This is a genomic window from Salmonella sp. NW884 (assembly GCF_051700745.1).
In the GTDB taxonomy this organism is placed as follows: Bacteria; Pseudomonadota; Gammaproteobacteria; order Enterobacterales; family Enterobacteriaceae; genus Salmonella; species Salmonella enterica.
This window is the reverse complement of sequence record NZ_JAMMDE010000004.1, coordinates 102,752-123,585: the sequence shown is the minus strand read 5'-3', so window position 1 is coordinate 123,585 and position 20,834 is coordinate 102,752. Positions and strand designations below refer to the sequence as shown.

Below are 20,834 nucleotides of genomic sequence, written 5' to 3'. Positions count from 1 at the left end.
GGCGGCGGGTACCCTGGCTGCGGACAGCACCGATGCCGTTAACGGCTCCCAGCTGTTTGCCACCAACGAAAATGTGTCTCAGAACGCCACTGATATCGCTGCCAATACAACCAGCATTAATCAGAACACCACTGATATTGCCACCAACACCACCAGCATCAACAACCTGAGCAATTCCGTCACCACGCTCACTGACGATGCCCTGTTGTGGGATGTTGACACTAGCGCATTCAACGCTAACCGCAACGGAAGCGCCAGTAAAATCATCAATGTCGCCGCCGGGGACCTTTCTGAAGACAGTACAGACGCGGTGAACGGCTCTCAGTTGTATGAAACCAACCAGAAGGTGGATCAAAACACCTCTGCTATCGCAGATATTAATATGTCCATCACCAATCTTAGCTCTGACAACCTGAGCTGGAATGAAACAACGGGTTCGTTCTCTGCCAGCCACGGAAGTAGTACGACAAACAAAATCACCAACGTTGCTGCCGGAGAGCTGTCTGAAGAAAGTACCGACGCGGTTAACGGATCGCAGTTGTTCGAAACCAATGAAAAAGTGGATCAGAACACGACCGATATCGCCGCCAATACCACCAACATCACTCAGAACAGCACCGCGATTGAGAACCTGAATACTTCTGTCTCCGACATTAATACGTCCATTACCGGCCTCACTGATAACGCTCTGTTATGGGACGAAGACACCGGCGCTTTCAGCGCAAACCACGGTGGAAGCACCAGTAAAATAACCAATGTCGCCGCCGGGGCGCTTTCTGAGGACAGTACAGACGCGGTAAACGGATCACAGTTGTATGAAACCAACCAGAAGGTGGATCAAAACACCTCTGCTATCGCGGATATCAATACGTCCATCACCAACCTTGGTACCGATGCACTGAGCTGGGATGACGAAGAAGGCGCGTTCAGCGCCAGCCACGGTACCAGCGGTACCAATAAGATAACCAATGTAGCAGCAGGTGAAATCGCCAGTGACAGTACTGACGCTGTTAATGGCTCTCAGCTCTATGAAACTAACATGCTGATTTCTCAGTATAGTGAATCTATTAGCCAACTAGCCGGCGATACCAGCGAAACCTATATCACGGAAAATGGTACCGGCGTGAAATACATCCGTACGAATGATAACGGGCTTGAAGGCCAGGATGCATACGCAACGGGTAACGGCGCAACGGCAGTAGGTTACGACGCCGTCGCCTCTGGCGCTGGCAGTCTGGCTCTTGGCCAAAACAGCAGCAGCAGCATTGATGGCAGTATCGCTTTGGGCAGTGGCTCCACCTCTAACCGCGCTATTACAACCGCTATACGAGAAACGAGCGCAACAAGCGATGGCGTGGTGATTGGCTACAATACAACAGACAGAGAGTTGCTGGGCGCGTTGTCATTGGGGACGGATGGAGAAAGCTATCGTCAAATTACCAACGTTGCTGACGGCTCTGAAGCGCAAGATGCGGTAACAGTTCGTCAGTTACAAAATGCCATTGGTGCGGTCACTACTACACCGACCAAGTACTACCACGCAAACTCAACGGAAGAAGATTCACTGGCTGTCGGAACTGACTCACTGGCAATGGGTGCGAAGACTATCGTCAATGCTGATGCAGGTATTGGTATTGGTCTGAATACACTGGTGATGGCTGATGCCATCAACGGGATTGCTATCGGTTCTAACGCACGCGCCAACCATGCAAACAGTATTGCAATGGGTAATGGTTCTCAGACCACTCGCGGCGCACAGACTGACTACACCGCCTACAACATGGACACACCGCAGAACTCTGTCGGTGAGTTCTCTGTCGGCAGTGAAGACGGTCAACGTCAGATCACTAACGTCGCGGCGGGTTCGGCAGATACCGATGCCGTTAACGTGAGTCAATTGAAAGTAACGGACGCGCAGGTTTCCAGGAATACCCAGAGCATTACTAACCTGAATACTCAGGTATCGAATCTGGATACCCGCGTCACCAATATCGAAAACGGCATTGGCGATATCGTCACTACCGGTAGCACCAAGTACTTCAAGACCAACACCGATGGCGCAGATGCAAATGCCCAGGGTGCGGACAGCGTCGCGATTGGCTCTGGCTCTATTGCTGCCGCTGAAAACAGCGTGGCGTTAGGCACAAATTCCGTCGCAGATGAAGCTAATACTGTGTCTGTCGGCTCTTCTACTCAACAACGCCGTATTACCAACGTTGCCGCAGGGGTGAACAACACTGACGCGGTTAATGTGGCGCAACTGAAAGCCTCAGAAGCAGGCTCCGTGCGTTATGAAACCAATGCAGATGGCTCGGTTAACTATAGCGTGCTCAACCTGGGAGACGGGAGTGGCGGTACCACTCGGATCGGCAATGTTTCAGCGGCGGTGAATGATACGGATGCGGTTAATTATGCGCAATTGAAACGCAGCGTCGAAGAAGCAAACACCTATACCGACCAGAAAATGGGTGAAATGAACAGCAAAATCAAAGGCGTAGAAAACAAGATGAGCGGCGGTATCGCTTCAGCGATGGCGATGGCCGGTCTGCCACAAGCCTACGCCCCGGGCGCCAACATGACCTCGATTGCTGGCGGTACGTTTAATGGTGAAAGTGCCGTCGCCATTGGTGTCTCCATGGTAAGTGAAAGCGGGGGCTGGGTGTATAAATTGCAAGGAACCAGCAACAGCCAGGGCGATTACTCTGCGGCCATTGGCGCGGGCTTCCAGTGGTAATGAAGTAACAACACTCCCGACATCAAAGGCAATGGCATAATGCCATTGCCTTTTCACTTCCCTTTGTGGTCCTCTCCTCTCAATTGGCCCTACCAATTTTAGCCCGTTACCACAGCCTACTCACATTTCACTAAATTAACTCTACAATACCGTTGCCAATAAATAACATCTGGTTAACTATTTGTTGTCATTATCCATACACAACAATATTGGCAGGACCACTTTTACACATAATGTGACTTCAACGAGATGAGCAAAGATTCATCCCATTATGCGTGTGGTTCTCAGGAGACCTGCAATGAACCTCTGGCAACAAAACTATGACCCGGCGGGTAATATCTGGCTTTCCAGCCTGATCGCATCGCTCCCAATCCTGTTCTTCTTTTTCGCCCTGATTAAACTCAAGCTGAAAGGCTACGTTGCCGCTTCGTGGACGGTGGTTATCGCGCTCGCCGTCGCGCTGCTGTTCTATAAAATGCCGGTCGATCACGCGCTGGCATCGGTCGTGTATGGCTTCTTCTACGGGCTATGGCCGATTGCCTGGATAATCATCGCCGCGGTCTTCGTCTATAAAATTTCGGTAAAGACCGGGCAATTCGACATTATTCGCTCGTCAATTCTGTCGATTACCCCCGATCAACGTCTGCAAATGCTGATTGTCGGCTTCTGCTTCGGCGCGTTCCTTGAAGGCGCGGCGGGTTTCGGCGCGCCGGTGGCGATAACCGCCGCGCTGCTGGTGGGTCTGGGCTTTAATCCGCTGTATGCGGCAGGGCTGTGCCTGATTGTAAACACCGCGCCAGTCGCCTTTGGCGCGATGGGTATTCCGATTCTGGTTGCCGGTCAGGTTACCGGACTGGACAGCTTTGAGATTGGCCAGATGGTCGGTCGTCAGTTGCCGTTCCTGACGATTATCGTGCTGTTCTGGATTATGGCTATTATGGATGGCTGGCGCGGCGTGAAAGAAACCTGGCCTGCGGTGATGGTCGCTGGCGGCTCGTTTGCTATCGCCCAGTATCTCAGCTCCAACTTTATCGGGCCGGAACTGCCGGACATTATCTCTTCGCTGGTATCTCTGGTGTGCCTGACGCTGTTCCTCAAACGTTGGCAGCCGGTGCGCATCTTCCGCTTCGGCGATATGGGCGCGTCGCAGGTCGATCAGACGCTGGCCCGCACCCACTATACGACAGGGCAAATTGTTCGTGCCTGGTCGCCGTTCCTGTTCCTGACCGCCACGGTCACTCTCTGGAGCATACCGCCGTTCAAAGCGCTGTTTGCCCCCGGCGGCGCGCTGTATGACTGGGTAATTAACGTTCCGGTACCGTATCTCGATAAACTGGTCGCCCGTATGCCGCCGGTCGTACACGAAGCGACTGCTTACGCTGCGGTGTATAAATTTGACTGGTTCTCCGCCACCGGCACTGCAATCCTGTTTGCCGCGCTGTTGTCTATCGTCTGGCTGAAAATGAAACCCTCAGCCGCAATCCAGACCTTTGGCAGCACGCTGAAAGAGCTGGCGTTGCCGATTTACTCCATCGGTATGGTGCTGGCGTTCGCGTTTATCTCGAACTATTCCGGGCTTTCTTCCACGCTGGCGTTGGCGCTGGCGCACACCGGCAGCGCCTTCACGTTCTTCTCACCGTTCCTCGGCTGGCTGGGGGTATTTCTGACCGGCTCGGATACCTCATCTAACGCGCTGTTTGCCTCTCTACAGGCTACCGCAGCGCAGCAAATCGGCGTCTCTGATGTGCTGATGGTGGCGGCGAATACCACTGGAGGCGTAACCGGGAAGATGATCTCGCCGCAGTCTATCGCCATCGCCTGCGCGGCGGTGGGACTGGTAGGGAAAGAGTCCGATCTGTTCCGTTTTACCGTCAAACACAGCCTGATCTTCACCTGTATGGTGGGCGTGATCACTACGCTTCAGGCCTATGTTTTAACCTGGATGATTCCGTGATTGTGATACCAAAACGCCTGTCAGACGAGATTGCCTCTCGCGTGCGGGCACTGATTGAAGAACAAAACCTGGAAGCGGGCATGAAATTGCCCGCCGAGCGCCAGTTGGCTCTACAGCTTGGCGTATCACGCAACTCTTTACGCGAAGCGCTGGCGAAGCTGGTCAGCGAAGGCGTGCTGGTGAGCCGTCGCGGCGGCGGGACATTTGTCCGCTGGCAGCACGAAACCTGGTCTGAACAGAATATCGTGCAACCGCTGAAAATGCTGATGGCGAACGATCCGGACTACAGTTTCGACATTCTGGAAGCCCGCCACGCCATTGAAGCCAGTACGGCCTGGCACGCCGCCATGCGTGCCACCGCCGCCGACAAAGAGAAAATCAGACTCTGCTTTGATGCGACGCTCAGCGAAGACCCGGATCTCGCCTCCCAGGCCGACGTGCGCTTTCATCTGGCGATCGCGGAAGCCTCGCACAATGTGGTGCTGTTGCAAACCATGCGCGGTTTCTTCGACGTCCTGCAATCCTCCGTCAAACAGAGTCGCCAGCGTATGTATCTCGTTCCGCCCGTATTCTCAAAGCTGACGGAACAACACCAGGCGGTGATGGATGCCATTCTGGACGGTAACGCCGAGGGCGCGCGTAAAGCGATGATGGCGCACCTCAGTTTTGTCCACACCACGATTAAACGATTTGATGAAGACCAGGCCCGCCAGGCGCGTATTACCCGCCTGCCCGGCGACCATAATGAGATGACCAGGGAGAATAAATCATGATTATTTCAGCAGCCAGCGATTATCGCGCCGCAGCTCAGCGCACGTTGCCTCCTTTCCTCTTCCACTACATCGACGGCGGCGCGTATGCGGAATATACCCTGCGCCGAAATGTGGAAGACCTGTCGCAAGTCGCTCTGCGCCAGCGCGTGCTGAAAAATATGTCCGATTTAAGCCTGGAAACGACCCTGTTTAACGAAACGTTGTCGATGCCGGTGGCATTAGCGCCGGTAGGTCTGTGCGGCATGTACGCCCGTCGCGGCGAAGTACAGGCCGCCGCCGCCGCAGACGCAAAGGGCATTCCGTTCACCCTTTCCACCGTCTCCGTCTGTCCGATTGAAGAAGTTGCACCAACCATTCAGCGCCCGATGTGGTTCCAGCTTTATGTGCTGCGTGACCGGGGCTTTATGCGCAACGCGCTTGAACGTGCGAAAGCGGCGGGCTGCTCCACGCTGGTCTTTACCGTGGATATGCCAACGCCAGGCGCGCGCTACCGTGACGCCCACTCCGGGATGAGCGGCCCAAACGCGGCTATGCGCCGTTACTGGCAGGCGGTGATGCACCCTAAATGGGCGTGGGATGTCGGCCTGAACGGTCGCCCGCATGATTTAGGCAATATTTCCGCCTATCTGGGTAAACCGACCGGCCTTGAGGACTATATCGGCTGGCTGGCAAATAACTTCGATCCGTCCATTTCCTGGAAAGATCTGGAGTGGATACGCGAATTCTGGGACGGCCCAATGGTGATCAAAGGGATCCTCGATCCAGAAGATGCCCGCGATGCGGTACGCTTCGGCGCTGACGGTATCGTGGTGTCGAATCACGGCGGCCGCCAGCTCGATGGCGTGCTCTCTTCCGCCCGCGCCCTGCCCGCCATTGCCGATGCGGTGAAAGGCGATATCGCCATTCTGGCGGATAGCGGGATTCGTAACGGGCTGGATGTCGTGCGTATGATTGCGTTGGGGGCCGATACCGTACTGCTGGGTCGGGCCTATCTCTACGCGCTGGCGACGGCAGGAAAAGCGGGTGTCGCCAACCTGCTGGACCTGATTGAGAAAGAGATGAAAGTCGCCATGACCCTGACCGGCGCGAAATCCATTAGCGAAATCAGTGGCGATTCACTGGTGCGGGAACTGGGGAAAAGTTTGCCCGCCGCGCTGGCGCCAATGAGCAAAGGCGATGCCGCCTGAACGCCTGGCGCGTGAGAGCCCGGTAAATTTCTGCTATTCTGCCCCCCGCATTTAAGGGGGCATCATGCTTAACATCGTACTCTTCGAACCAGAAATCCCGCCGAATACCGGCAACATCATCCGTCTTTGCGCCAATACCGGCTTTCGTCTGCACATCATCGAACCGATGGGGTTTACCTGGGATGATAAGCGCTTACGCCGCGCAGGGCTGGACTATCACGAATTCGCCGCGGTTCAGCGCCATCACGATTATGCCGCCTTTGTCGCCGCCGAAAATCCACAGCGCCTGTTTGCATTGACGACAAAGGGCACGCCCGCCCATAGCGCCGTAAGCTATCAGGATGGCGATTATTTGATGTTTGGCCCGGAAACGCGCGGCCTGCCCGCCAGCATTCTCGATGCGTTGCCTAAAGAGCAGAAGATTCGCATTCCGATGATGCCGGATAGCCGTAGCATGAACCTGTCGAATGCGGTGTCGGTGGTGGTGTATGAAGCGTGGCGCCAGTTAGGATACCCCGGCGCGGTATTGCGGTCGTAATATATTCAATGCCGGATGGCGGCTAACGCCTGATCCGGCCTGGCCGATCCCGATGGCATGTTCCCGTTTATGCGGACTCTCGCTCAATCAAATGAAAGCCAATATCCACAATAGCTTCTGCGCACGGTTTCTGTTCAATACGATCGGCCAACAGCGTAGCGGCGCGCTGGCCAATGGCGCGTCTGTCAACGCTTACGGTAGTAATTGACGGTCGATTGCTGGCGGCAAAATCAAGATCGCCAAAACCAATAACCGCTAAATCATGCGGGATGCGCAAACCACGGCTTTCCGCCTCCATCATCGCCCCCTGTGCCAGGGTATCAGAACTGCAAACAATGACATCAAACGTCCCTTCGTCAAAAAGCTGGCTTAAACCGCTACGCCCCAGCGAAAGCGATGCCGGAAGGGGGACATCCACCTGCGGTACGGCATGAATAGCGTGGCGTTGAAGAACACTACATAACCCCTGCTTACGTTGCGCGGCTCGGCGATCGGCGGTCCACAACAAGCCGGGACGACGATAGCCCTTACTCAGAAGATACTCCCCCGTCGCCTGCCCGACTTTTTCATGGGAAAAACCGACCAGCATATCAAGCGGCGTGGGCGTTAAGTCCCAAATTTCCACCACCGGAATAGCCGCGTTCAGGATGACCTTTTTCAGTTCTATCGTGTGATGGATCCCGGTAAGCACCACGCCATCGGGGCGGCGGGAAAGCAGTGTCGCCACCAACTCCGCTTCCGTTTGTTCGGTATATCCCGCCACGCACAGCAATATGTGATATCCGCGTCGGGCCAGTTCATCGCTCAGCGACTGGATGGTATCGACAAACATGTTGTTGTTAATTTGCGGCACGACGACAGCGATTAATTTACTCCGTCGCGACGCCAGACCACCGGCTAACGCGTTGGGTATGTAGCCTGTGACGCGAACCGCCTGCATGACTTTCTCAACCGTTTTGGGGCGAACCAGTTGTGGCGAATTCAATGCCCGGCTGACTGTCATCGGAGACAGCCCGGCGCTACGTGCTACATCTTCCAGCGTCGGCGCACGAGGTGATTTGGTTCTCTTCACGTCTGATGCCCCTGCAAAGATTGGCTGATTTATCCGCGCATTATTCATCATGCCTGCGGCTATTGCCAGCTTCGCATCAGGAAAGGCCGTAAATACAGTAGCTTATCAAGCTCAGTCATTACAAAATGATAGCGCCATCATTTTGTATTATGCATTTCCCCAGATATTTTTGGATCGTGATCCATTTTGCAATAAATCCTGCTTTTTATACGACATATGTGATCAAATATTCAAATCAACATCAACTTTCTGGATCCTGTGTTCGCTTAATAATAAAAATGTTAGCGCAATCATTTTGTGATTATCAGGAGAAAAAAAATGGCTTTAAGCGCGAATTCCGACGCCGTAACGTATGCAAAAGCGGCGAATACCAGAACTGCGGCAGAAACCGGCGATCGTATCGAATGGGTGAAGCTATCACTGGCTTTTCTACCGCTGGCGACGCCAGTGAGTGACGCGAAGGTACTGACCGGTCGCCAGAAACCTTTGACCGAAGTGGCAATCATCATTGCCGAAATCCGCAGTCGCGATGGCTTTGAAGGCGTTGGTTTTAGCTACTCCAAACGTGCTGGCGGCCAGGGTATTTATGCTCACGCCAAAGAGATAGCCGACAATCTACTGGGCGAAGACCCCAATGATATCGACAAAATATACACCAAGCTGCTGTGGGCCGGAGCCTCGGTGGGGCGTAGCGGGATGGCGGTACAGGCTATCTCCCCTATCGATATCGCCTTATGGGATATGAAGGCTAAACGTGCCGGTCTGCCACTGGCAAAACTGTTGGGCGCGCACCGCGACTCCGTTCAGTGTTACAACACCTCAGGGGGGTTCTTGCATACACCGCTCGATCAAGTGCTAAAAAATGTGGTGATTTCCCGCGAAAATGGCATTGGCGGTATTAAGTTGAAAGTCGGACAACCCAACTGCGCTGAGGATATTCGCCGCTTAACCGCAGTACGTGAAGCGCTTGGGGATGAGTTCCCGTTAATGGTTGACGCTAACCAGCAGTGGGATCGCGAAACGGCTATCCGCATGGGGCGTAAAATGGAACAGTTCAATCTTATCTGGATTGAAGAACCATTAGATGCTTACGACATCGAAGGCCACGCCCAGCTTGCTGCCGCGCTGGATACGCCTATCGCCACCGGGGAAATGCTGACCAGTTTCCGGGAACACGAGCAGTTGATTCTGGGCAATGCCAGCGATTTCGTTCAGCCAGATGCGCCGCGTGTCGGCGGTATCTCTCCGTTCCTGAAGATTATGGATCTGGCGGCGAAACACGGGCGTAAGCTGGCGCCGCACTTTGCGATGGAAGTACACCTGCACCTTTCCGCAGCGTATCCCCTGGAGCCGTGGCTGGAACATTTCGAGTGGCTGAACCCATTATTCAACGAGCAACTTGAGCTGCGCGATGGCCGCATGTGGATTTCCGATCGTCATGGTCTGGGTTTCACGCTCAGTGAACAAGCGCGCCGCTGGACACAATTAACATGTGAATTTGGCAAACGCCCTTAACCCGACTGGCGGGAATCCGTCCCGCCTCTCTTACCTTACAGGATGCATTCTGCCCTTATCTGAGGAGTAGATAATGAACACAATAATAAAGCGCACAAAAGTGCGTCATACCATTCTTATATTTTTATTTCTTGCTACCGTATTTAATTATGCGGATCGCGCAACTCTATCCGTAGTTGCCCCAATAATGAGTAAAGAATTAGGTTTTGATCCGGAAGCGATGGGCCTGGCCTTCTCCTCATTTGGTATTGCCTATGTCATTATGCAACTACCCGGCGGTTGGCTATTAGACCGCTACGGTTCACGACTGGTTTACGGTTGCGCATTGATTGGCTGGTCGTTAGTAACCATGTTTCAGGGAACGATCTATCTGTATGGCAGCCCATTAATTGTACTGGTTATTCTACGTCTGCTGATGGGCGCGATTGAAGCGCCTGCCTTTCCGGCGAACAGTCGTTTAAGCGTACAATGGTTTCCCAATAATGAACGAGGTTTCGTTACTTCAGTTTATCAGGCTGCGCAATATATCTCGCTGGGCATTATCACCCCGCTAATGACGATCATTCTGCATAATTTAAGCTGGCATTTTGTCTTCTATTATATTGGCGCTATTGGCGTGATGCTCGGTATATTCTGGTTAATGAAAGTCAAAGATCCGATGCACCACCCAAAAGTTAATCAAGCGGAAATTGACTATATTCGTAGCGGTGGTGGCGAGCCCTCTCTGGGCTGTAAAAAGGAGCCGCAGAAAATAACGTTCGCGCAGATTAAAACCGTCTGTGTTAACCGGATGATGATCGGTGTTTACATCGGGCAATTCTGCGTCACCTCTATCACCTGGTTCTTCCTGACCTGGTTCCCGACCTACCTGTACCAGGCGAAAGGCATGTCGATTCTGAAAGTCGGTTTTGTGGCCAGTATTCCAGCCATTGCCGGTTTTATTGGCGGCCTGCTCGGCGGCGTGTTCTCCGACTGGCTACTCAAACGCGGCTATAGCCTTACCGTCGCGCGGAAACTGCCTGTTATCTGCGGTATGTTGCTCTCTTGCGTAATTGTGATCGCCAACTACACCTCTTCAGAATTTGTGGTCATTGCGGCGATGAGTCTGGCCTTTTTTGCCAAAGGGTTTGGTAACCTGGGCTGGTGCGTACTCAGCGACACCTCGCCGAAGGAAGTTCTGGGTATTGCCGGCGGCGTATTTAACATGTGCGGCAATATGGCAAGCATCGTTACGCCACTGGTCATCGGCGTGATTCTTGCCAATACTCAGTCGTTCGACTTTGCCATTTTATACGTTGGCTCGATGGGACTTATTGGTCTCATTTCATATCTGTTTATCGTCGGCCCGCTGGATCGCATCACGCTGACATCATCCGCAGCCTGATTGTCCACATTGCGAATTCTTCGCTCCGCTGTTCCGGGATTGCACTCCATCGGAACAGCGTTTTTTAGTTGTACCGCGCAATTCAGATGCCGTCGCCATACTCAAACGTATGGTGTATCCCGTTGAAATGCTGGTCCATATCCATCGACGGCTTATCGCTGCCCGGCTTGCCGACAATACGCGCCGGAACGCCTGCGGCGGTAGTGTGCGGCGGGACAGGCTGTAAAACGACGGAACCTGCGCCAATTTTCGCGCCGCGCCCCACCTCGATATTGCCGAGAATTTTCGCGCCCGCGCCAATCATCACGCCTTCGCGGATTTTAGGATGACGATCGCCGCTCGTTTTCCCGGTACCGCCCAGGGTGACGGATTGCAGGATCGACACATCATCTTCAATAACCGCCGTCTCCCCCACCACAATACCGGTGGCATGGTCGAGCATAATCCCGCGGCCAATTTTCGCTGCCGGGTGAATATCCACCTGAAACGAGACCGAAACCTGATTTTGCAGGAAGATAGCCAGCGCGCGGCGACCTTTATTCCACAACCAGTGACCAATGCGGTAGGCCTGTAGCGCATGAAAGCCTTTCAGATATAACAGCGGCGTGGAGTATTTATCCACCGCCGGATCGCGAGTGCGCACGGCCTGAATATCGCAGGCTGCCGACGCGATCATTTCCGGGTCGGCGGCATAGGCTTCTTCAACTACTTCACGGATAGCGATAGCGGGCATGATGGGCGAAGCCAGTTTATTTGCCAGCATATAGCTCAGCGCACTGCCCAGATTTTCATGCTTGAGTAGCGTGGCGTGATAAAAACTGGCCAACATAGGCTCACAGTCAGCTAAAGCGCGGGCTTCAGCTTTAATATTCTTCCAGACGATTTCCAGTTCTTCACACGGCATGGCTTACTCCAGACGGGCAGAAAACGACCAACCCGTTCTGTGCGGGTTGGGTCGTTTATGCAAACAGTTCCTTACGGCTAGTGGCGACTCAGCTCTTCCTTGCGGGCGCGACCTAATAACGTTAATGCTGCCTCGCGCGCGTTTTTTCCGCAATACAATACTTGATAAATTTCCTCGGTTATTGGCATTTCAACACCAAAACGGTGCGCCAATTCACGAACTTCTTTCGTATTGCGATAGCCTTCGACCACCTGGCCAATCTTATCCTGCGCGCCTTTAACGTCCATGCCCTGGCCAAGCATCATGCCAAAACGACGGTTGCGCGACTGGTTGTCGGTACAGGTCAGCACCAGATCGCCTAAACCCGCCATCCCCATAAAGGTGGCGGGATCGGCGCCAAGCGCTGCGCCAAGCCGCGACATTTCGGTCAGTCCACGCGTGATTAGCGCCGTGCGGGCGTTCGCGCCGAAGCCGATGCCGTCAGACATCCCCGCGCCAATCGCAATCACGTTTTTCACCGCGCCGCCAAGCTGCACGCCGATAAAATCCGCATTGATATAGACGCGAAAACTTTTTCCGCAGTGCAACAGTTGCTGGAGATCGTCGGCAAAGGTCTCATCGGTTGAGGCCAGCGAGATTGCCGTCGGCAAACCCGCCGCCAGCTCTTTAGCGAACGTCGGACCGGAAATCACCGCCAGCGGGATTTGATCGCCTAACGCCTCGCGAGCGACATCCTGCAACAGGCGCCCCGTTTCCGCTTCCAGGCCTTTGGTCGCCCATACCAGACGCGCATCCGGACGCATCAGCGGTTTAATCTGCCGCAGCACGTCGCTGAAAACATGGCTTGGCACCACCACCAGAATGTTACGACTGGCCGCCAGCGCGGTTGCTAAGTCGCTTTCCAGGTGTAACGTATCGGGAAAAGGCACATCGGGAAGGAACGCGACGTTGCAGCGATCGTGCTCCAGGGTCGCGATATGTTTTGGGTCGTGGCCCCACAGGACAACCTGGTGGCCGTTTCTCGCCAGAGTGATGGCGAGAGCGGTGCCGTACGAGCCGGCACCGATGACTGTCATTGACGCATTACTTTGGTTCATCAGGCATCCTGATGTTCTTCAGTACCTTCGCCAGCCTGCTGCTGCAAATAGTTCATGAACAGCGCATCAAAGTTGACCGGCGCAAGGTTCAGTTGCGGGAACGTACCGCGTGAAACCAGGCTGGTGATGCACTCGCGAGCATACGGGAACAGAATGTTCGGGCAGTATGCGCCCAGGCAATGCGCCATCTGAGTACCTTCAATACCGCTGATGGAGAAAATACCGGCCTGCTGAACTTCGCACAGGAACGCGGTTTCTTCCCCCAGGGAAGCCGTTACGGTAACACGCAGCACAACTTCATAAACGTCATCCGCCAGTTGGGAAGATGCCGTATCAAGATCCAGTTTAACCTCTGGCTGCCAATCTTTCTGGAAAACATGCGGTGCGTTTGGCGCTTCGAAAGAAACATCCTTGGTATAGATACGTTGGATCTGGAAAGCCATTTCAGTGTTATTTTGTTCTGACATGTGTAAAACCCTTTAGTGTTGTCCTTAAATACTTGAGTACGCCTTAACGCAACAGCGGATCCAGTCCACCACGCGCATCCAGCGCATACAAGTCGTCACAACCGCCAATGTGCTGTGCATCAATAAAAATTTGCGGAACCGTCGTTCGGCCACTACGTTTGATCATCTCTTCACGCTTCACGGCGTCGCCGTCAATCGCAATTTCCTGGAAACTCACGCCCTTGCTGTTTAACAGCGCCTTTGCACGATGGCAAAACGGGCAGGTTGCTTTGGTGTAGATTTCAATATTGGCCATGACTTCGCTCCTGTTTTTTTACCCGATGGATTTCATGTCGACGCAAAGGCAAGTCATTCCCCTTGCGCCATGAAAACGACGGGTAATCACTTACCGCGCACCAGAGGCAGATTCTCGCCGCTCCAGCCTGCTACGCCTTCTTTCAACACAAAGACCTTTTCAAAGCCGGCTTTTGTCAGCGCGTTAGCGGATTCCTGGCACTGCATACCAGAACCGTCGACCACGATAATCGGCTTGTCTTTGTGCTTTTCCAGTTCGCCAACATTGTTGGCTTTGATGTCGCTCGGCAGCAAATTGGTCGCGCCAGCGATATGGCCTTTACGGAAATCGTCACGTTGACGTAAATCCACAACAACGGCGTCCTCTTTGTTGATAAGGCGCGTGGCTTCGCCGCGTGTAATCACCTTAACTTTTGAAGTCAGACCTTTGAACGTGGTAAATAAAACCGCCACCAGTAACGCAATCCAGGCGATACTCAGTATGGGATGACGGCCAACAAATTGCATAATTTCTTGCATGGGGGGTAACAACTCCCGACGTAGTGATTAAAAAACCAGGAAAGGAGTATACCTGTGCAGTGGCGCAAATACAGCCAGAGCGTGCACTGGAATGCATTTTTGCGGGGCGCTACGAAAAAAAATCACGCTATTACTTGCCTTCTCACGCCAGCGCGATCCCTTTCTTTGATCTTCTGAGGCTATTTTATCGATTCAGCTGTAGTAAAATTACGCAATTATTTTGTCTATTGAGTATGAGGTTGTCGCAATGTCGGTTTCTAAAAAACCTATGGTACTGGTGATTCTGGATGGCTACGGCTACCGTGAAGAACAGCAGGATAACGCTATCTTAAACGCCAAAACCCCGGTGATGGATGCTCTGTGGGCAAAACGTCCGCATACCCTGATCGACGCATCCGGTCTGGAAGTGGGTCTGCCTGACCGCCAGATGGGCAACTCCGAAGTGGGCCACGTTAACCTGGGCGCAGGTCGCATCGTTTATCAGGACCTGACGCGTCTGGACGTTGAAATTAAAGAACGTACTTTCTTTGCTAACTCAGTCCTGACCAATGCGGTAGACCAGGCGAAAAACGCCGGTAAAGCGGTTCATATTATGGGTCTGCTGTCCGCGGGCGGCGTCCACAGCCACGAAGATCACATTATGGCGATGGTGGAGCTGGCCGCAGAGCGCGGCGCAGAAAAAATCTATCTGCACGCCTTCCTCGACGGTCGCGACACGCCGCCGCGCAGCGCTGAAGCCTCGCTGAAAAAATTCGAAGACAAATTCGCCGCGCTGGGCAAAGGCCGCGTGGCGTCTATCGTCGGTCGTTACTACGCCATGGACCGCGACAACCGTTGGGATCGCGTGGAAAAAGCGTATGATCTGATGACCCTGGCCCAGGGCGAATTCCAGGCGGATACCGCTGTGGCTGGCCTGCAGGCCGCTTACGCTCGTGATGAAAACGATGAGTTTGTCAAAGCGACCGTTATCCGCGCCGAGGGCCAGGCTGATGCGGCGATGGAAGACGGCGACACGCTGATTTTCATGAACTTCCGCGCTGACCGCGCGCGCGAAATTACCCGCGCTTTCGTTAATGCTGATTTCGACGGCTTTGCGCGTAAGAAAGTGGTTAATCTGAACTTCGTGATGCTGACCGAATACGCCGCCGACATCAAAACTGCCGTTGCCTACCCACCAGCGTCGCTGGCGAATACCTTTGGCGAATGGATGGCGAAAAACGACAAAACTCAGCTGCGTATTTCCGAAACGGAAAAATATGCGCACGTAACCTTTTTCTTTAACGGCGGCGTAGAAGAACCGTTTGCTGGCGAAGAGCGCATTCTGATCAACTCACCGAAAGTGGCCACTTATGACCTGCAACCGGAAATGAGCTCTGCAGAATTGACTGAAAAATTGGTCGCGGCGATCGAAAGCGGTAAGTACGACACCATCATTTGTAACTATCCAAACGGCGATATGGTCGGTCATACCGGCGTGATGGAAGCCGCCATCAAAGCGGTGGAAGCGTTGGATAACTGCATTGAACAGGTAACAAAAGCGGTTGAGTCCGTTGGTGGACAACTGTTGATTACCGCGGACCACGGCAACGCGGAGCAGATGCGCGATCCGGCGACCGGTCAGGCGCATACCGCCCACACCAACCTGCCGGTGCCGCTGATTTATGTCGGCGAGAAAAACATGAAGGCGGTCGAAGGCGGCAAACTTTCAGACATTGCGCCTACCATGCTGTCGCTGATGGGGATGGAAATCCCGCAAGAGATGACTGGTAAGCCGCTGTTCATCGTGGAATAATCCCTCCCCATGAGGGGAAAGGCGATTAACACCATTCAACAGGCCGTGAAACCAAGAACGTTTTCAGTCAGGCCTTTGTTCTACGCCAGCGTACTTAGCGCTGGCGTATTGTTGTGCGCCTTTTCCGCCCACGCGGATGACCGTGATCAACTCAAATCTATTCAGGCCGATATCGCCGCGAAAGAACGCGACGTACGCCAGCAGCAGCAACAGCGCGCCAGCCTCCTGGCACAACTGAAAGCCCAGGAAGAGGCCATCTCGGCCGCAGCGCGTAAGCTGCGCGAAACGCAAAGCACTCTGGATCAGTTAAACGCGCAAATTGATGAGATGAACGCCTCAATTGCCAAACTGGAGCAGCAAAAAGCCAGCCAGGAGCGTAATCTTGCCGCGCAGTTGGACGCCGCTTTCCGCCAGGGCGAACACACCGGCATTCAGCTTATTCTTAGCGGAGAAGAGAGCCAGCGTGGGCAACGCCTGCAGGCCTACTTCGGCTATCTGAACCAGGCGCGCCAGGAGACTATCGCCGAACTGAAACAGACTCGCGAACAGGTCGCCACGCAAAAAGCCGAGCTGGAAGAGAAGCAAAGCCAACAACAAACATTGCTGTATGAGCAGCGCGCCCAACAGGCGAAGCTGGAACAGGCGCGTAATGAACGTAAGAAAACGCTTGCCGGACTGGAGTCGTCTATTCAGCAAGGCCAGCAACAGTTAAGCGAACTACGCGCCAACGAATCACGCCTACGCAACAGTATCGCGCGGGCGGAAGCGGCGGCCAAAGCGCGAGCGGAGCGTGAAGCCCGCGAAGCGCAGGCGGTACGCGATAAGCAGCAGGAAGCCTCGCGTAAAGGCAGCACCTATAAGCCGACGGAAAGCGAGCGTTCGCTAATGTCCCGCACCGGCGGTCTGGGCGCGCCTCGCGGTCAGGCATACTGGCCGGTACGCGGCCCGATATTGCATCGCTATGGCGAACGGCTGCAGGGTGAGCTACGTTGGAAGGGGATGGTGATCGGCGCGTCGGAAGGCACCGAGGTCAAAGCCATCGCCGACGGCAGGGTGATTCTGGCGGACTGGCTGCAAGGCTATGGCCTGGTGGTGGTCGTGGAGCATGGTAAAGGCGATATGAGCCTTTACGGCTATAATCAGAGCGCGCTGGTCAGCGTAGGCGCGCAGGTGCGCGCCGGACAACCTATCGCCCTTGTGGGCAGTAGCGGCGGTCAGGGCAGACCCTCGCTTTATTTCGAAATTCGTCGCCAGGGTCAGGCCGTCAATCCACAGCCGTGGTTGGGAAGATAAGTTTTGCCTCAGTTTCGTCGCTCCATTCTCACGCTGGCTACTTTGCTGGCGTTTGCACATCCCGTTTTCGCTGGCAAGCTCGCCATCGTGATTGATGATTTTGGCTATCGCCCGCACACGGAAAACCAGGTTCTGGCGCTGCCGCCAAACATCTCCGTCGCTGTACTGCCCAACGCGCCGCACGCGCGCGAAATGGCGACTAAAGCGCACAATAGCGGGCATGAGGTGTTAATCCACCTGCCGATGGCGCCGCTAAGCAAACAGCCGCTGGAGAAGGATACGCTGCGACCAGATATGAGCAGCGATGAGATCGAGCGCATTATCCGCGAGGCGGTAAACAACGTGCCGTATGCCGTCGGGCTTAATAACCACATGGGCAGCGCAATGACTTCCAGCCTGTTCGGTATGCAAAAAGTTATGCAGGCGCTGGAACATTACAATCTCTATTTTCTCGACAGCATGACGATTGGCAATAGCCAGGCGATGCGCGCGGCATCCGGTACGGGTGTGAAAGTGATCAAGCGCAAAGTGTTCCTCGACGATACGCAAAACGAGGCGGATATCCGTCGTCAGTTTAATCGCGCTATCGAACTGGCCCGTCGCAACGGTTCCGCTATCGCGATTGGTCATCCACATCCCGCAACGGTTCGCGTGCTGCAACAGATGGTTTATCGCCTGCCGGCGGATATCACCCTGGTACGTCCAGGCAGCCTGCTCAACGAACCGCAGGTAGATACGTCCCGACCTGGTGTGACGCCGCAGAAAATTGACGCGCCGCGCAATCCCTTCCGCGGCGTGAAGATGTGCAAGCCGAAAAAACCGCTGCAACCGGTCTACGCTACGCGCTTTTTCAGCGTCATCGGCGAGAGCATTACGCAAAGTTCCGTGATTGTCTGGTTTCAGCACCAGTGGCAAGGCTGGGGGAAAATCGCCGCGCCTAAAAACATGAGCGCTAAGACAGATTGAGCGCCTTACGGGCCATACGACGGTGCGACAAGGTTTTGTCGCGCCATTGCCACAGCCGGAAGGACCAGATCAGCGTCTGATAAGCCGCTTTCGCGCTGCGGACGTTAGCCATCATCCGTCTATACATGCCAGAAGTAAAAATTTCGGCAATCATACGCTGGCGGGTCAAAATATCAGGCTCTTTACGTACCGCATGACAAACGCGTAACGCTTCCCAGGTAATTTGCTGGCGAAATTCCGGGTAAATCGGAATACGACGGGCATAATCACGATTGAGCTTTTCTAATAATCGCGTAATTTTAATATAATGCCGCTGATAATTAAGATTTTTATTGCCTTGTCTTTGCAAACGGCTTACCGAATTATCATGCAGGAAATATTTATATAATGATTGTTCGGTATAACGTACGCGCGTGGCATTAAACATAACTTCCGTCGACCATAATATGTCCTGATGATGTAGTCCGGGAACGAAAGTAATATTGTTATCGGTAATTAACGCACGTCGATAAACGCCCATCCAGACAACATGCGTCCAGCGCCGAGAGGCCAGCGCCATACGCAACCAATCCGGTCCACTTAATACTCCGGTGGAGCGCAGACGATCGGTCGGAATAGATTGCCAGGCGTGCCCGGTTTTTCGGACGCACCAGTCCGCATTACACTGCGCAACGTCCAGATCATCGTTAAGCGCCATAGTCATCAGCGTTTCATACATCTTCGGGTAGACCAGGTCATCCGCATCGACAAAGGCGACGTAATCGCCGGTCGCTGCTTGCAGGCCAAGATTACGGGCGACAGATGCGCCAGCATTGGCCTGATGAAGCAGTCGAACATGTGGGTAATGTTCCGCGTAATGTTTTGCTATCTCAACGGAATGATCCGTCGATCCATCATTCACAATAATAATTTCCAGCGCCGACCACGTTTGCGCGATTAACGACGCCATGCAAGCATTAAAATCCGCTCCCGCATTATATAACGGGATAATGATACTCACTTTGGTTTTACTATTTTTCATAACGATTACCAGAAAAACCTTAATTTACCCTGCCTTTATACTGTGGCTCTATTAAGAAACTATTAAGCCGCCATAATTAATTTTTACAGTAAAAAGCAAGCACAAAACTCAGAGTAGAGCGTGACGTTAGCGAGTAAAATAAGAGTAAAGCGCAATTACGAATGCTTGATGTCTATGACAATTCTTTACGGCTTTCCAGATTTTCCCTAACAAAAAAGGTTGGCGAATGACACCAACCTTTTACGATGAAACGTATATCAGACCCGATAAAATTATCGGGTCTCCATACATATTAATCCCAGCTCAGAATAACTTTTCCTGACTGGCCTGAACGCATGGCATCAAAACCTTTCTGGAAATCATCAATAGAGAAACGATGGGTGATAATCGGTGACAGATCCAGACCGGACTGGATCAGCGCCGCCATTTTGTACCACGTTTCGAACATCTCACGACCATAAATACCTTTAATGAACAAGCCTTTAAAGATGACTTTTGTCCAGTCGATAGACATATCTGATGGCGGAATCCCCAGCATCGCAATACGACCGCCGTGATTCATGGTGTCCAGCATGGTACGAAACGCCGGCGGCGCGCCGGACATCTCCAGACCCACATCGAACCCTTCGGTCATTCCCAGCTCCGCCATGACGTCGTTCAGGCTCTCTTTCGCGACGTTGACCGCGCGGGTGACGCCCATTTTGCGCGCCAGCTCCAGACGGTATTCATTGACGTCAGTAATCACCACATGACGCGCGCCGACATGTTTCGCCACCGCGGCGGCCATTACGCCGATTGGCCCCGCCCCCGATACCAGTACATCTTCGCCGACCAGATCGAAAGACAGCGCCGTATGCACCGCATTACCAAACGGGTCGAAAATAGAGGCTAAATCATCAGAAATGTTATCCGGGATTTTAAACGCATTGAACGCCGGGATGACCAGGTATTCCGCGAAGCAGCCGGGACGATTAACGCCTACGCCGGTGGTGTTGCGACACAGGTGAGTACGACCGCCACGGCAGTTGCGGCAATGACCGCAGGTGATATGACCTTCGCCGGAGACGCGATCGCCGATTTTAAAGCCTTTCACTTCCTGACCGATGCCGACCACTTCGCCGACATATTCATGCCCCACGACCATCGGAACCGGGATGGTTTTTTGCGACCAGTCATCCCAGTTATAGATGTGAACGTCAGTACCGCAGATGGCTGTTTTACGGATTTTAATCAGCAAATCGTTATGGCCGACTTCCGGTTCCGGAACGTCGGTCATCCAGATGCCCTCTTCCGCTTTCAGTTTGGATAACGCTTTCATCTTACA

Annotated in this window: 17 protein-coding genes and 1 pseudogene; 10 read left to right on the top strand and 8 right to left on the bottom strand. The window is 53.6% G+C overall.

What is annotated here, in order from left to right:
* The 5 genes and pseudogenes from sadA to trmL form a co-directional block, all read left to right on the top strand.
* Nucleotides 1-2,734, top strand: a pseudogene (sadA, locus tag NA197_RS11230) (trimeric autotransporter adhesin SadA); the annotation flags it as partial.
* Nucleotides 2,735-3,032: 298 nt separating this feature from the next.
* Nucleotides 3,033-4,688, top strand: a complete 1,656-nt coding sequence (gene lldP, locus NA197_RS11225; RefSeq protein WP_023241119.1) for an L-lactate permease — start codon at nt 3,033-3,035, stop codon at nt 4,686-4,688.
* Complete coding sequence (lldR, locus tag NA197_RS11220; RefSeq protein ID WP_000635444.1) at nt 4,685-5,461, top strand: transcriptional regulator LldR; 777 nt, start codon at nt 4,685-4,687, stop codon at nt 5,459-5,461. Before lldP ends, lldR begins: the two co-directional genes overlap by 4 nt.
* Nucleotides 5,458-6,648, top strand: coding sequence for an FMN-dependent L-lactate dehydrogenase LldD (gene lldD, locus NA197_RS11215; protein WP_064043157.1), 1,191 nt, complete (start codon nt 5,458-5,460; stop codon nt 6,646-6,648). Before lldR ends, lldD begins: the two co-directional genes overlap by 4 nt.
* A 64-nt stretch (nt 6,649-6,712) precedes the next feature.
* Nucleotides 6,713-7,186 carry a tRNA (uridine(34)/cytosine(34)/5-carboxymethylaminomethyluridine(34)-2'-O)-methyltransferase TrmL gene (trmL, locus tag NA197_RS11210; RefSeq protein WP_000932335.1) on the top strand — a complete coding sequence of 158 codons (474 nt, stop codon included), beginning with the start codon at nt 6,713-6,715 and terminating at the stop codon, nt 7,184-7,186.
* Nucleotides 7,187-7,253: 67 nt separating this feature from the next.
* Here the strand turns inward: trmL and NA197_RS11205 are convergent, their stop codons facing one another.
* Complete coding sequence (locus NA197_RS11205; protein WP_001537635.1) at nt 7,254-8,258, bottom strand: LacI family DNA-binding transcriptional regulator; 1,005 nt, start codon at nt 8,256-8,258, stop codon at nt 7,254-7,256.
* Between the two features lie 318 nt (nt 8,259-8,576).
* Here NA197_RS11205 and NA197_RS11200 point away from each other — a divergent pair, with 318 nt between their 5' ends.
* Both NA197_RS11200 and NA197_RS11195 read left to right on the top strand, forming a co-directional pair.
* A complete protein-coding gene (locus tag NA197_RS11200; protein WP_001218249.1) occupies nt 8,577-9,773 on the top strand; it encodes an L-talarate/galactarate dehydratase in 1,197 nt (398 codons plus the stop codon).
* A 73-nt stretch (nt 9,774-9,846) separates the two neighbouring features.
* Nucleotides 9,847-11,157 carry an MFS transporter gene (locus tag NA197_RS11195; RefSeq protein WP_001092104.1) on the top strand — a complete coding sequence of 437 codons (1,311 nt, stop codon included), beginning with the start codon at nt 9,847-9,849 and terminating at the stop codon, nt 11,155-11,157.
* A gap of 82 nt (nt 11,158-11,239) precedes the next feature.
* Here NA197_RS11195 and cysE read toward each other — a convergent pair whose 3' ends face one another.
* The 5 genes from cysE to NA197_RS11170 all read right to left on the bottom strand — a co-directional run bounded on the left by cysE (nt 11,240) and on the right by NA197_RS11170 (nt 14,438).
* Nucleotides 11,240-12,061 carry a serine O-acetyltransferase gene (cysE, locus tag NA197_RS11190; RefSeq protein WP_001112113.1) on the bottom strand — a complete coding sequence of 274 codons (822 nt, stop codon included), beginning with the start codon at nt 12,059-12,061 and terminating at the stop codon, nt 11,240-11,242.
* 77 nt (nt 12,062-12,138) lie between these two features.
* Nucleotides 12,139-13,158 carry an NAD(P)H-dependent glycerol-3-phosphate dehydrogenase gene (gene gpsA, locus NA197_RS11185; protein WP_001076596.1) on the bottom strand — a complete coding sequence of 340 codons (1,020 nt, stop codon included), beginning with the start codon at nt 13,156-13,158 and terminating at the stop codon, nt 12,139-12,141.
* Nucleotides 13,158-13,625, bottom strand: a complete 468-nt coding sequence (secB, locus tag NA197_RS11180) for a protein-export chaperone SecB (RefSeq protein ID WP_000003370.1) — start codon at nt 13,623-13,625, stop codon at nt 13,158-13,160. The genes gpsA and secB overlap by 1 nt, the downstream gene beginning before the upstream one ends.
* Nucleotides 13,626-13,668: 43 nt before the next feature.
* The gene (grxC, locus tag NA197_RS11175) at nt 13,669-13,920 is read right to left on the bottom strand and encodes a glutaredoxin 3 (RefSeq protein ID WP_001273795.1); all 252 of its coding nucleotides are present in this window, start codon (nt 13,918-13,920) and stop codon (nt 13,669-13,671) included.
* An 86-nt stretch (nt 13,921-14,006) separates the two neighbouring features.
* Nucleotides 14,007-14,438: a rhodanese-like domain-containing protein gene (locus tag NA197_RS11170; protein ID WP_001156177.1), complete on the bottom strand. Its 432-nt coding sequence runs from the start codon at nt 14,436-14,438 to the stop codon at nt 14,007-14,009.
* 247 nt (nt 14,439-14,685) lie between these two features.
* Between NA197_RS11170 and gpmM the strand changes: the two genes are divergently transcribed.
* From gpmM to NA197_RS11155, 3 genes are read left to right on the top strand one after another with little or no spacing between them, the layout of a single operon-like run.
* Nucleotides 14,686-16,230: a 2,3-bisphosphoglycerate-independent phosphoglycerate mutase gene (gene gpmM, locus NA197_RS11165; protein ID WP_064043158.1), complete on the top strand. Its 1,545-nt coding sequence runs from the start codon at nt 14,686-14,688 to the stop codon at nt 16,228-16,230.
* A 33-nt stretch (nt 16,231-16,263) separates the two neighbouring features.
* A complete protein-coding gene (gene envC, locus NA197_RS11160; RefSeq protein ID WP_058814511.1) occupies nt 16,264-17,523 on the top strand; it encodes a murein hydrolase activator EnvC in 1,260 nt (419 codons plus the stop codon).
* Between the two features lie 3 nt (nt 17,524-17,526).
* A complete protein-coding gene (locus NA197_RS11155; protein WP_001627139.1) occupies nt 17,527-18,489 on the top strand; it encodes a divergent polysaccharide deacetylase family protein in 963 nt (320 codons plus the stop codon).
* Here NA197_RS11155 and NA197_RS11150 read toward each other — a convergent pair.
* The gene (locus NA197_RS11150) at nt 18,476-19,510 is read right to left on the bottom strand and encodes a glycosyltransferase (protein WP_023234009.1); all 1,035 of its coding nucleotides are present in this window, start codon (nt 19,508-19,510) and stop codon (nt 18,476-18,478) included. The two genes, NA197_RS11155 and NA197_RS11150, sit on opposite strands and share 14 nt — an antisense overlap.
* Before the next feature lie 292 nt (nt 19,511-19,802).
* Nucleotides 19,803-20,828: an L-threonine 3-dehydrogenase gene (gene tdh / locus NA197_RS11145; RefSeq protein WP_000645990.1), complete on the bottom strand. Its 1,026-nt coding sequence runs from the start codon at nt 20,826-20,828 to the stop codon at nt 19,803-19,805.
* Nucleotides 20,829-20,834 lie beyond the last annotated feature (6 nt).